The sequence below is a fragment of the Burkholderia thailandensis E264 genome, from assembly GCF_000012365.1.
Taxonomy (GTDB): Bacteria; Pseudomonadota; Gammaproteobacteria; order Burkholderiales; family Burkholderiaceae; genus Burkholderia; species Burkholderia thailandensis.
This window is the reverse complement of sequence record NC_007651.1, coordinates 2771385-2783124: the sequence shown is the minus strand read 5'-3', so window position 1 is coordinate 2783124 and position 11740 is coordinate 2771385. Positions and strand designations below refer to the sequence as shown.

Annotated in this window: 11 protein-coding genes; 10 read left to right on the top strand and 1 reads right to left on the bottom strand. The window is 72.8% G+C overall.

Going from position 1 to position 11740, the window contains the following annotated elements; translation table 11 throughout:
• The first annotated feature begins 67 nt into the window (after positions 1-67).
• Genes BTH_RS24615 through BTH_RS24605 form a run of 3 tightly spaced genes read left to right on the top strand, consistent with a single transcriptional unit; the run spans position 68 to position 3477 of the window.
• Positions 68-1159 (top strand): erythritol/L-threitol dehydrogenase, encoded by a 1092-nt coding sequence (locus BTH_RS24615; RefSeq protein WP_009891224.1) that lies wholly within the window; start codon positions 68-70, stop codon positions 1157-1159.
• Between the two features lie 30 nt (positions 1160-1189).
• Positions 1190-2734: an FGGY-family carbohydrate kinase gene (locus tag BTH_RS24610; protein ID WP_009891223.1), complete on the top strand. Its 1545-nt coding sequence runs from the start codon at positions 1190-1192 to the stop codon at positions 2732-2734.
• Entirely contained in the window at positions 2731-3477 is a 747-nt protein-coding gene (locus BTH_RS24605; RefSeq protein WP_009891222.1) for an SDR family oxidoreductase, read from the top strand. Before BTH_RS24610 ends, BTH_RS24605 begins: the two co-directional genes overlap by 4 nt.
• A 139-nt stretch (positions 3478-3616) precedes the next feature.
• On the opposite strand, the gene BTH_RS24595 is transcribed toward BTH_RS24605, so the two are convergent.
• Positions 3617-4270, bottom strand: coding sequence for an aspartate/glutamate racemase family protein (locus tag BTH_RS24595; protein ID WP_025369388.1), 654 nt, complete (start codon positions 4268-4270; stop codon positions 3617-3619).
• Positions 4271-4494: 224 nt separating this feature from the next.
• On the opposite strand from BTH_RS24595, the gene BTH_RS24590 reads away from it, so the two are divergent.
• Genes BTH_RS24590 through BTH_RS24560 form a run of 7 tightly spaced genes read left to right on the top strand, consistent with a single transcriptional unit; the run spans position 4495 to position 11614 of the window.
• Positions 4495-5208: an RNA polymerase factor sigma-70 gene (locus BTH_RS24590; RefSeq protein WP_009891217.1), complete on the top strand. Its 714-nt coding sequence runs from the start codon at positions 4495-4497 to the stop codon at positions 5206-5208.
• A 55-nt stretch (positions 5209-5263) separates the two neighbouring features.
• Entirely contained in the window at positions 5264-5512 is a 249-nt protein-coding gene (locus BTH_RS24585; RefSeq protein ID WP_009891215.1) for an MbtH family protein, read from the top strand.
• 55 nt (positions 5513-5567) lie between these two features.
• The gene (locus BTH_RS24580; RefSeq protein WP_009891213.1) at positions 5568-6584 is read left to right on the top strand and encodes a TauD/TfdA family dioxygenase; all 1017 of its coding nucleotides are present in this window, start codon (positions 5568-5570) and stop codon (positions 6582-6584) included.
• 23 nt (positions 6585-6607) lie between these two features.
• Positions 6608-7516, top strand: coding sequence for an ABC transporter ATP-binding protein (locus tag BTH_RS24575; RefSeq protein ID WP_009891211.1), 909 nt, complete (start codon positions 6608-6610; stop codon positions 7514-7516).
• Entirely contained in the window at positions 7513-9633 is a 2121-nt protein-coding gene (fhuB, locus tag BTH_RS24570; protein WP_009891209.1) for a Fe(3+)-hydroxamate ABC transporter permease FhuB, read from the top strand. The genes BTH_RS24575 and fhuB overlap by 4 nt, the downstream gene beginning before the upstream one ends.
• Complete coding sequence (gene fhuF, locus BTH_RS24565; RefSeq protein WP_009891208.1) at positions 9630-10424, top strand: siderophore-iron reductase FhuF; 795 nt, start codon at positions 9630-9632, stop codon at positions 10422-10424. The genes fhuB and fhuF overlap by 4 nt, the downstream gene beginning before the upstream one ends.
• Positions 10421-11614, top strand: a complete 1194-nt coding sequence (locus BTH_RS24560) for an ABC transporter substrate-binding protein (RefSeq protein WP_025988534.1) — start codon at positions 10421-10423, stop codon at positions 11612-11614. The genes fhuF and BTH_RS24560 overlap by 4 nt, the downstream gene beginning before the upstream one ends.
• Positions 11615-11740 lie beyond the last annotated feature (126 nt).

The following is an 11740-nucleotide window of genomic DNA, read 5'->3' as shown; positions in this document are numbered from 1 at the left end:
GCGTTCGCCCGCCCGCCGCTTCATCCGGCATTTCATTTCTTCGAACCCAGCCAGGCAAACCGAAACCATGACGAATCGAAACGACGACACGCAGCAGATGACGGCGATCGTCTGCCACGCCCCCGAGGACTATCGCGTCGAGCGCGTCGCGAAGCCGCGCGCGAACGCGCGCGAGCTCGTGATCCGCATCGGCGCGTGCGGAATCTGCGCGAGCGACTGCAAGTGCCATTCCGGCGCGAAGATGTTCTGGGGCGGCCCGAGCCCGTGGGTCAAGGCGCCCGTGATTCCCGGCCACGAGTTCTTCGGCCATGTCGAGGAACTGGGCGAGGGCGCGGCCGAGCACTTCGGCGTCGCGCTCGGCGATCGCGTGATCGCCGAGCAGATCGTGCCGTGCGGCAATTGCCGCTACTGCAAGTCGGGCCAGTACTGGATGTGCGAGGTCCACAACATCTTCGGCTTCCAGCGAGAAGTCGCCGACGGCGGGATGGCCGAGTACATGCGGATTCCGTCCACCGCGATCGTCCACCGGATTCCGCTCGGCATCTCGCTCGAGGACGCGGCGATCATCGAGCCGCTCGCGTGCGCGATCCACACGGTCAATCGCGGCGACATCCAGCTCGACGACGTCGTCGTGATCGCGGGCGCGGGGCCGCTCGGCCTGATGATGACGCAGGTCGCGAAGCTGAAGACGCCGAAGCGGCTCGTCGTGATCGATCCCGTCGGCGAACGGCTCGCGCTCGCGCGCGAATACGGCGCGGACGTGACGATCGACCCGACGCGCGAGGACGCGCTCGCGATCGTGCACGAGCTGACGGGCGGCTACGGCTGCGACGTCTACATCGAGACGACCGGCGTGCCGGCGGGCGTCACGCAGGGGATGAGCCTGATCCGCAAGCTCGGCCGCTTCGTCGAGTTCTCGGTGTTCGGCAAGGACACGGCGCTCGACTGGTCGATCATCGGCGATCGCAAGGAGCTCGACGTGCGCGGCGCGCATCTCGGCCCGTATTGCTATCCTGTCGCGATCGATCTGCTCGCGCGCGGGCTCGTCACGTCGAAGGGCATCGTCACGCACGGCTTCTCGCTCGAAGAATGGGACGAGGCGATCCGGGTCGCGAACTCGCTCGGCTCGATCAAGGTGCTGATGAAGCCGCGCGGCTGAGTGCGCCGCTCATCGAAACGCGGAGGCGATATGGCATGCGTGATTGGTGTCGACATCGGCACCCAGAGCACGAAGGCGGTCCTCGTCGGCATCGACGGCGCGATCGTCGCGCAGCACGCGGCGGCGTACCGGCCGGACACGCCGAAGGCGCGGTGGGCCGAGCAGTGGCCGCACGTGTGGTTCGACGCGGTGTGCGAATGCATCGCGCGCGTCGTGGCCGGCGCGCGCGCGGCCGGCATCGGCGCCGAGTCGATCGAGGCGCTGTGCGTGAGCAGCCTGTACGGCGGCTCGGGCATTCCAGTCGATCGCGAGATGCGCCCGGTCCATCCGTGCCTGATCTGGATGGACCGGCGCGCGACCGACGAGGTCGACTGGGTGCGCGCGCACGTCGACGTCGCGCGGCTTCGCGAGATCACGGGCAACGGCGTCGACAGCTACTACGGCTACACGAAGATGCTGTGGCTGCGCGAGAAGCGCCCCGACGTGTGGGCGAACATCCGCTACTTCGTGCCGCCGAACGCGTACGTCGCGTATCGGCTGACGGGCGAGCTCGCGGTCGATCACAGCGCGGCGGGCAACATCGGCGGCGTCTATGACCTGGGCCGCCGCGACTGGTCCCACGAGGCGCTCGACATGCTCGGCATCCCCGCGACGATGATGCCCGAGCGGCTCGTCGATTCGGACGCGGTGGTGGGCGGGCTTCTCGCGCAATGGGCGCGCGCGCTCGGCCTCGCGGCGGGCACGCCCGTCGTCGCGGGCGGCGTCGACGCGGCCGTCGCGACGTTCGCGGCGGGCGCGGCGCGCCGTGGCCAGCACGTCGCGATGATCGGCACGAGCATGTGCTGGGGCTACATCGCGGAGACGACCGACGCGCGGCACGGGCTCGTCAGCATGCCGCACGTGTTCGACGGCCGGCGCGACCTGTACGTGTTCGGCGGCGCGATCACGGCGGGCGCGTCGGTATCGTGGTTCCGAGAGCAGTTCTGCCACGCGGAAATCGAGGCCGCGCGCGCGGCGCCGGGCGGCGACGCGCACCGCCTGCTCGAAGCCGCCGCCGCGCGGGTGAGCGCGGGCAGCGACGGCGTGCTGTTCCTGCCGTACCTGATGGGCGAGCGCAGCCCGGTGTGGGACCCGAAGGCGAGCGGCGCGTTCGTCGGCCTGTCGCTGCATCACACGCGCGCGCATCTGTATCGCGCGGTGCTCGAAGGGCTCGCGTATGCGCTCAGGCACAACATCGAGGCGGGCGCGGCCGGCGCGCGCGCGCTCGACGATCGGCTCGTCGTGGTCGGCGGCGCCGCGCATTCGGATCTGTGGATGCAGAGCATCGCCGACATCACGGGCTACCCGGTGTGGACGATCGCCGAGGACGTCGAGGCGGCGATGGGCGCGGCGCTGCTCGCCGCGCTCGGCGCGGGGCGCATATCGCGCGACGCCGCGCGGCGCGGCTGGGTCACGCTCGCCGAGCGCGCGCGCCCCGACGCGCGGCACGCGGCGTTGCACGACGCGCGCTTCGCGCTGTACGCCGGGCTCTATCCGGCGCTCAAACCCTTCATGCACGGATTGCAGACATCATGAGCGTCGCTTTCGATTTCAATGGCCGGTCGTTCCTCGTGACGGGCGCATCGAGCGGGATCGGCCGCGCCGCGGTCGTCGCGCTGCGCGGCTGCGGCGCGCGCGTCGTCGCGGCCGCGCGCAACGTGCGCGAGCTCGATCGGCTGGCCGGCGAGACGGGCTGCGAGCCGCTCGAGCTCGACGTCGGCCGCGATGCGTCGGTGAGCGCGGCGTTTTCCGGCGAGCGGATGCGCGACGCGTTCGACGGGCTCGTCAACTGCGCGGGCGTGACGAGCCTCGCCGCGGCGATCGACGCGACGGCCGACGAATTCGACCGCGTGATGGCCGTCAACGCGCGCGGCGCGATGCTGGTCGCGCGGCATGTCGCGCGCGCGATGATCAGCGCGGGGCGGGGCGGCAGCATCGTCAACGTGTCGAGCCAGGCGGCGCTCGTCGCGCTGCCGTCGCATCTCGCCTATTGCGCGTCGAAGGCGGCGCTCGACGCGATGACGCGCGTGCTGTGTGTCGAGCTCGGGCCGCACGGGGTTCGCGTGAACAGCGTCAATCCGACCGTCACGCTCACGCCGATGGCCGAGCGCGCATGGAGCGATCCCGACGCGAGCGGGCCGATGCTCGCGGCGATTCCGCTCGGGCGCTTCGCGAGCGTCGCGGACGTCGTCGGGCCGATCCTGTTCCTGTTGAGCGACGCGGCCGCGATGGTGAGCGGCGTCGCGCTGCCCGTCGACGGGGGCTACACCGCGCGATAGCCGCCCGCCGTTCGCGGGCGCCGCGCGCGCGGGCGGGCTTCGCGGCGGGGCGTCATCGGGCCGGCAATCTCGCGAGCCGCAATCTCGAGCCGGCAGATCGCATGCACGCGCGCGCCGGCTGGCCGCCCGGCCGCGCGCATCACGTTCGCAAGAGGCGCGCGAGCGCGGCGCGGGGCACCGTGAGCGGCGGCGGCCCGAGCGTCACGTCAGGCGCGGCGATCGCCATCGACGCCTGCGCGAACGCGACGACATCGTAGCCTTGCGCATACGCGGCGTCGGCCGCCCGCGCGAGCCGCGCGCGATAGCCGGCCGCATCGCCCGCATGAAATCGCGCCCACGCGTCCGGGACGATTCGCACCTCCATCCGCGCGCCCGTCGCGCGCGCTTCCCGCTCGAACAATGCACGCGTCGGCCGCTCGCTGCTCGGCGCCGCGCACAGCACGGCGATCCGCTCGCCGGCGCGCGCGCACGCGCGGGCGAGCGCCGCGTCCGCGCGCACGATCGATTTCGGGGGCGCGGCGAGCGCATCGACGCTCGGCCCGAGCGTCGAGCACGTGAGCACCACGGCATCGGCGTCGCGCGCAAGCGCGACGAGCGCCGCGCGAGTGTGCGCGGCGAGCGGCTCGGGCAGCGCGCCGGCGGCGGTCTCGGCCGCGCGCTCGGCGGCGGCGAGCAGATCGGGGCGCACCGCGTGCGTGAGCGCGCCCGCGGCGAAGCCGAGCGCGGCGGCCGCTTGCTCGAAGAGCGGCACGTTGCTGGCGGCGGTGTGCAGGCAGGCGATCACGGCGGGCATCGGTCGACGGACGATCAAGAAAATTCGAAAGGGCCCCGGGGGGCGGAGCGGGGGGGCGAACGCAGGATCGTACCGCCGTTCGTTGCGCCGCCGGCAATGATCGACGAGCGAAGTGCTGCAAAACGACAAATCCCGCGAGATTATCGGGTTATCAATAAATCAGATTGAGAACGATTCGCGTTTACGTTAGATTGCTTGCCATTGAGCAAATATCTGGAGAATCCATGGCGGAAGTGCTCGCTCGGCCGGCGCCGGCAAAACCGTTACCGATCCTCGCTTCGGACGCGGCGTTCGCGCCCGCCTCGGCGCCCGGTTTGCGCGCACCATCGCGCGCCGCGGCGCGCACGCCGGGCGCGCGCGAGCACGGCGCGCTCGTCGACGTGCTGGTCGCGAACCGGCCGATGCTCGTCAAGCTCGCGCGCGGCTTCGTCGGCTGCGCGAGCCGCGCGGAGGACGTCGTGCACGACGTGTTCGTGAAGCTCGTCGATTTCCCGAACCAGGATGCGATCCGGCAGCCCGTCGCGTACGTGACGCGGATGGTTCGCAACGCGTCGATCGACGCGTGCCGCCGCCAGACGCTCGAGAACACCTACCACGCGGACGAGGACGACGGCCTCGACGTGCCTTCGTCCGAGCTGTCGCCGGAGGCGGCGCTCGTCGTGCGCGACACGTTGCGTCACGTGTACGACGCGCTCGCGCAACTGCCCGCGCGCAGCCGCGCCGCATTCGAGATGGTCCGGCTGCGCGAGGAGACGCTGCAGAGCGCCGCACGCGCGCTGAACGTGTCGCAGACGCTCGTGCATTTCATGGTCCGCGACGCCGAGCGGCACTGCGTCGCGTGCGTCGACGCGTCCGAGCGCGGGCTCGCGTGCCCGGCGTTTTGCGGCGCGCGCGCGCGGCCGGTAAAAAAATGCGTGCGCGATTCGTCTATCGAGTAAACGCGGCGCGCCCGGCGCGCCGTCCTTCGAACTTTTCCAGCGAGCTTTCCCGATCATGACGCAAGCCCAGCAATCCGCGAGCGCGCCCGCCGACGCCAACGCCGACGACGTCGTCTACGCGGTCGTCGTCAACGACGAAGAGCAGTACTCGATCTGGCCGACGTTCCGCGCGGTGCCGGCCGGCTGGCGCGAAGTCGGCGTGCGCGGCCCGAAGGCCGATTGCCTCGCGCACATCGAGGCCGTGTGGACCGACATGCGTCCCGCGAGCCTGCGCCGTCATCTGGATGGGGCGAACGCGTCGTGATCCGGCGCGCGCTCCGTTCGCATCGTTCGTATCGCCAGAGCAAAAGGATTTCCGGATGACTCAGCTTTCGATGCCGGCCGCGGCAGCCCGCCCGACGCTCGACGATCTGCGCGTCGAGCCCGGCCTGCCGACCGTCGTGTCGCCGCGCGAGGGCGCGGATATCGCGCTGCACGAGGCCGCGCCGCTATTGCGCGAGATCGCGAACGACGTCGTCGAGCGCGCGGGCGGCGTGCTCTTCACGGGCTTTCGCGTCGCGTCGATCGAGACGTTCCAGCGCTTCGCGGCCGATTTCGGCGATCCGCTGATCGGCTACGAGTTCGCGTCGACGCCGCGCAGCCAGGTCGAGGGCGCCGTCTACACGTCGACCGAATACCCGCCGCACCGCTCGATTCCGCTGCACAACGAGCAGTCGTACACGCGCGAGTGGCCGATGCGGATCTGGTTCCACTGCGCGCTCGCCGCGCGCACGGGCGGCGCGACGCCGATTGCCGACAGCCGCGCGGTCTATCGCGCGCTCGATCCGGCGCTCGCCGCGCGCTTCGCCGAACGCGAGCTGCTGTACGTGCGCAATTTCGGGCAGGGGCTCGATCTGCCGTGGCAGCAGGCGTTCGGCGCCGACGATCCGCGCGAAGTCGAGCGCATCTGCGCGGCGCGCGGGATCGACTGCGAATGGCGCGAAGGCGACGACGGCGAGCCGCTCCTGCGCACCCGCGAGCGCTGCCAGGCGGTCGCGCGCCATCCGCGCACGGGCGAGCTCGTGTGGTTCAACCAGGCGAACCTCTTTCATCTGTCGACGCTCGACGAGGACATGCAGGAGGCGCTCGTCGACGCGGTCGGCATCGAGAACGTGCCGCGCAACGTCTATTACGGCGACGGCGCGCCGCTCGAGCCGGACGCGCTCGCCGAGATCCGCGCGGTGCTCGACGGCCAGCGGATCGTGTTCCCGTGGCGCACGGGCGACGTGCTGATGCTCGACAACATGCTGAGCGCGCACGCGCGCGATCCGTTCGAGGGGCCGCGCAAGGTGGTGGTCGCGATGGCGCGCAGCCACCGCGAAACGGGCGGTGCTTAGCGGATTGGGCGGATGACGACACGATGAACAACAAAGCGGTGCCGGCGCTCGCGGCGCGCGCGTTGAGCGTGGGCTACCGGGATCACCGGGTGCTCGACGGCCTCGATCTGTCGGTCGCGGCCGGGCGCGTGACCGCGCTGTGCGGCCCGAACGGCTGCGGCAAGAGCACGCTGCTGCGCACGCTCGCGGGGCTGCAGCCCGCGCTGTCGGGCACGGTCGAAGTCAACGGCGCGCCGCTCGGTTCGTACCGGCGGCGCGCGCTCGCGCGCACGCTGACGATGCTCGCGCAGTTCAACCAGATTCCCGCGGGGCTCACGGTGCGCGAGCTCGTCGCGTATGGCCGCTACGCGCACGGCGGCTGGCTGCGCGGGCTCGCGCGCGCGGACCGCGACGCGATCGACGAGGCGCTCGCGACGGCGGGCCTCGAAGCCGACGCGGCGCGCGACGTGGCCGCGCTGTCGGGCGGCGAGCGGCAGCGCGCATGGATCGCGATGGCGCTCGCGCAGCAGGCGCCCGTCGTGCTGCTCGACGAGCCGACCACCTATCTCGACATCCATCACCAGCTCGACATCCTGCGCGAGCTGCGTCGGCTCAATCGCGAGCGGGGCCTCACGATCGTCTGGGTGCTGCACGACCTGAACCAGGCGGCCGCGTACAGCGACGAGATCGTGCTGATGCGCGCGGGGCGGATCGTCGCGCAGGGCACGCCCGACGCGATGCTCGAGCCGCATCACCTGCTGGCGGCGTTCGGCGTGACGATGCTCAAGACCGCGCATCCGCTCACGGGCGCGCCGATGTGCGTGCCCGCGTATGAGGGCGTGCTCGATGCCGATCCGGCGGGCGCGATGGGCGAGCGCGGCACGTCCGGTGCGGCCGATGCGTTCGACGAGCGCGGTGCCGGCGCCCGCACGCAACGGGATCTCGCCGCATGACGACGCTCGCGGTTCGCAAGCGGATGCGCCGCGGCGCATCCGCGCAGCAAACGCCGCCGGCATCGTGCTCGGCCACGCGCGGCCGTGTCGGCGCGATCGGCGGGGCGCTCGTCGCGCTGATCGTCGTCACGGCCGCGATGCGGCTCGCGCCCGAGTTGCACGTGTGGCTCGCCGCGCCGGCGGGCAGCGACGCCGCGCAGCTCGCGCACATCATGCTGTTCGAGCTGGCCGCGCCGCGCGTCGCGGCGGCGCTCGTCGCGGGCGGCTGCCTCGCGATCGCGGGCGCGCTGTTCCAGTCGCTCACGCGCAATCCGCTCGCGGCGCCGGATCTGCTCGGCATCACGGGCGGCGCGCAACTCGGCCTCATCGCCGCGATGCTCGTGCCGGCGCTCGCCGGCCACGCGTCGGTGCCGCTGCTGTTCGCCTGCGGGCTCGCTGCGGCCGCGTGCGTGTCGGCCGCGGCCGGCGGCTGGCGCGCGACGCCGCTGCGCCTCATTCTCGCGGGCAGCGTCTGCATGCTGCTGTTCTCGGCGGTCACGACGCTGTTGCTCGCGTTCTTCGAGGAGACGGTGGTCGGCGCATCGCTGTGGGCGAGCGGCAGCCTGTATCAGCCGGGCGCGGCCGGGCTGCGCGACGCGCTGCTGTGGCTCGTCGCGCCGCTCGCCGCGCTGCCGCTCGTGATCCGGCCGCTCGATCCGCTCGCGCTCGGCGACGACGCGGCGGCCGCGGCCGGCGTGCGCGTCGACGCGACGCGGCTCGCCGGCACCGTCGTCGCGGTCGGCTTCGCGAGCGTCGCGGTCAGCATCGCGGGGCCGCTGTCGTACATCGGCCTGATCGCGCCCAACCTGATCCGGCAGATGCGCGGCGCGAAGGCGTCGAGGCTCGGCGCGCTCGTGCCGCTCGCCGCGCTCGCGGGCGGCGCGCTCGTGCTCGTCACCGACAGCGCGGTGCTCGCGCTCGGCCTCGATGCGACGCTGTCGACGGGCGTCGCGATCGCGTTCGTCGGCACGCCGCTGATGCTCGCGATGATTCGTCGCGGCGCGGCGTGGTCGGGCGCCGCGCAGCAGCCGGCGCAGGTGCAGGCGAACGCGCGCGGCGGCGCGCGCGTCGTGCGCGCGATCGTCGCGCTGCCGTGGCCGGCCGTCGCGGCGCTGCTGCTGGCGGCGGGCGCCGCGGTGTTCGTCGTCGGCGCGTCGTTCGGCACCGTGTGGATCGGCCCCGGACGCTGGCTCGCGGCGCTCGCGCAGCGCGACGACGTCGCGCGGATGGTGCTCGATCTGCGCGCGCCGCGGCTCCTGTGCGCGTTGCTCGCGGGCGCGCTGCTCGGCGCGTCCGGCGTGCTGATGCAGAGCATCGTGCGCAATCCGCTCGCGGGGCCCGAAGTACTCGGCGTCACGCAGGGCGCGGGGCTCGCGACGCTCGCCACGCTGGTTGCCTGGCCGCTCGCCGCGCACGGCACGCTCGTCGCCGCGTCGCTCGCGGGCGGCGGCGCGACGCTTGCGCTCACGCTCGCGCTCAATCGCCGGCATCGCTATGCGCCGCTCGCCGTCGCGCTGACGGGCATCGTGATCGGCACGCTGTGGACGACGCTCGCGCAGTGGCTGATCACGCAGGAGAGCGTGCAGCCCGCGCGCTTTGTCGTCTGGCTCGTCGGCGGCACGTACGGGCGTAGCTGGGGCGAGGTCGTCGCGCTGCTGCCGTGGTGCGCGCTCGCGGTGCCGACGCTCGTGCTGCTCGCGAAGCCGCTCGATCTGCTCGCGCTCGGCGACGAGCAGGCGGCCGCGCTCGGCTTGCCGATCGCCGTGCTGCGGCCGCTCGTGCTGACGATCGCCACGCTCGCGGCTTGCGCGGCGGTCGCGGCGGTCGGCCCGGTCGGCTTCATCGGGCTGATGGCGCCGCATCTCGCGGCGATGCTCGGCGCGCGCACGCACGCGACGCGTCTGTGGGTGGCCGCCGCGTGCGGCGCGCTGGTGCTCGCCGCCGCCGATGTCGTCGCGCGCACGCTGCTCGCGCCGCGCGAGATTCCGGCGGGCGTGCTGACCGCGCTGATCGGCGCGCCGTACCTGCTCGCGCTGCTGATCGCCGAAGCGCGGCGCGAGCGGCGGAGCGGGCGGTGAGCGCGACGCGCTTTTCGACGTTCGCGCCTGCCGCGATCGAGCATTACCTCGAGCACGTGTGGCTCGGCGCGCCCGACGCGCGCGACGAGCCCGCGCTTGCGGCCGACGGCGGCGCGCCGCCGGAGCTGATCCCGGCCGCGGCGCTCGCGCTCAGGCGCGATGCGCTCGTCGGCGCGATGGTCGCGCTGTACGGCGGCGATGCGTGCACGCATGCGCGTGCGCTCGTGTCGCAATGGAGCAAGTACTATTTCAACCTGGCCGCGTCGGCGGGCTTCGCGGCCGCGCTGCTGCTCGGCCGGCCGCTCGACATGACGCCTTCGCGCATGCGCGTCGCGCTGCGCGCCGGAATGCCGGTCGCGCTGATTTTCGACGCGGACGCGCTGCGGCCCGCGCAAGCCGAGCCGGCGCCGCGCTATGCGGCGCTCGTCGATCATCTGCGCGCGACGATCGAAGCGCTCGCCGCGCTCGCGAAGCTGTCGCCGCGCGTGCTGTGGGCGAACGCGGGCAACTTGCTCGACTACCTGTTCGAGCAATGCGCGGATGCGCCGCGCGCGGCGGCCGACGCCGCTTGGCTGTTCGGCCCCGTCGACGCCCACGGCGAAGCGAATCCGCTGCGGCTGCCGGTGCGCCGCGTGAAGCCGTGCTCGGCGCGGCTGCCCGATCCGTTCCGCGCGCGCCGCGTGTGCTGCCTGCGCAATGAAATTCCTGGGGAAGACCAACTGTGTGGAAGCTGTCCGCTGTTGTTGACGATGTGCGACGACGCGCTCGCGAAGCAGGACGCCGCGCATTGACGGCGCGAGCGCGGCGCGCGCCGCGATTCGCCTGGTTGCCGATCGGCGGCCGGGCGGCGGCGTTCGTTCGGGCGATGCGGGCGACGCGCGCGGGGCTGGTGATGCCGGTGACGCGCGCGTGGCGCTTGCCGCCGCCGAGCCGCACGGCGCGGGGCGCGCGAGCGGCGCACTCGCGGGCGGCCGATGTTGCGGCCGCGCTCGCGGCCGCCGCGGGGCTCGTCGCCGGCGCCCTGGCGTTCGCGCCGCCCGCCCGTGCCGGCGAGCCGCCGGGCGTCTGCCGGCCGCTCGCCGACGATCCGACCGTATCGCAGTTCAGCCGCACGCTGCCCGCGCGGCCGGCGCGCATCGTCGTGCTCGAATTCATGTTCGCCGAGGATCTCGCGGCGCTCGACATCACGCCGGTCGGCATGGCCGATCCCGCGTATTACCCGATCTGGATCGGCTACGAGGACGCACGGCTCGCGCGCGTGCCCGACGTCGGCACGCGGCAGGAGCCGAGCCTCGAAGCGATCGCGGCCACGAAGCCGGCTTTGATTCTCGGCGTCGGGCTGCGCCACGCACCGATCTTCGACGCGCTGTCGCGGATCGCGCCGACCGTGCTGTTCAAGTACAGCCCGAATTACGTCGAGGATGGCCGGCAGGTCACGCAGTACGACTGGGCGCGCGCGATCCTGCGCACGATCGGCTGCCTCACCGGGCGCGAGCGCGCCGCGCGCGCGGTTCAGGCGCGCGTCGACGCGGGGCTCGCGCGCGATGCGCGGCGGATCGCGGCGGCCGGGCGCGCGGGCGAGCGCGTCGCATGGCTGCAGGAGCTCGGCCTGCCCGATCGCTACTGGGCGTTCACGGGCAACAGCGCGTCGGCGGGCATCGCCCGCGCGCTCGGCCTCGAACCGTGGCCGGGCGAGCCGACGCGCGAAGGCACCGCGTACGTGACGTCGGAGGATCTGCTGAAGCAGCCGGATCTCGCGGTGCTGTTCGTGAGCGCGACCGCGCCGGGCGTGCCGCTCGACGCGAAGCTCGATTCGAGAATCTGGCGGTTCGTGCCGGCGCGCCGGGCGGGCAGGGTCGCGCTCGTCGAGCGCAACATCTGGGGGTTTGGCGGACCGATGTCGGCGCTAAGGCTCGCCGACGAGATAACGCAGCGGGTGTTGGCGTTGCCGAAGCCCGCCGCTGGTGCGTCGCCGCGGTGATGCCGGTGCCTGGCTCGGATCGTCGGGGCGGGGAGGCGCTCCGGTAGTCTGCTTGACGGCCGCTGTCGCGGCCGACCGCAATCGCCGATTGCCGATTGCTGAGAGACGAGAGACGAGAGACGAACA

What these genes read in the sequence shown, in the direction of transcription:
- BTH_RS24615 (WP_009891224.1), top strand. Translation starts at nt 68, where the DNA reads ATGACGAATCGAAACGACGACACGCAGCAGATGACGGCGATCGTCTGC.
- BTH_RS24610 (WP_009891223.1), top strand. Translation starts at nt 1,190, where the DNA reads ATGGCATGCGTGATTGGTGTCGACATCGGCACCCAGAGCACGAAGGCG.
- BTH_RS24605 (WP_009891222.1), top strand. Translation starts at nt 2,731, where the DNA reads ATGAGCGTCGCTTTCGATTTCAATGGCCGGTCGTTCCTCGTGACGGGC.
- BTH_RS24595 (WP_025369388.1), bottom strand. Translation starts at nt 4,270, where the DNA reads ATGCCCGCCGTGATCGCCTGCCTGCACACCGCCGCCAGCAACGTGCCG.
- BTH_RS24590 (WP_009891217.1), top strand. Translation starts at nt 4,495, where the DNA reads ATGGCGGAAGTGCTCGCTCGGCCGGCGCCGGCAAAACCGTTACCGATC.
- BTH_RS24585 (WP_009891215.1), top strand. Translation starts at nt 5,264, where the DNA reads ATGACGCAAGCCCAGCAATCCGCGAGCGCGCCCGCCGACGCCAACGCC.
- BTH_RS24580 (WP_009891213.1), top strand. Translation starts at nt 5,568, where the DNA reads ATGACTCAGCTTTCGATGCCGGCCGCGGCAGCCCGCCCGACGCTCGAC.
- BTH_RS24575 (WP_009891211.1), top strand. Translation starts at nt 6,608, where the DNA reads ATGAACAACAAAGCGGTGCCGGCGCTCGCGGCGCGCGCGTTGAGCGTG.
- fhuB (WP_009891209.1), top strand. Translation starts at nt 7,513, where the DNA reads ATGACGACGCTCGCGGTTCGCAAGCGGATGCGCCGCGGCGCATCCGCG.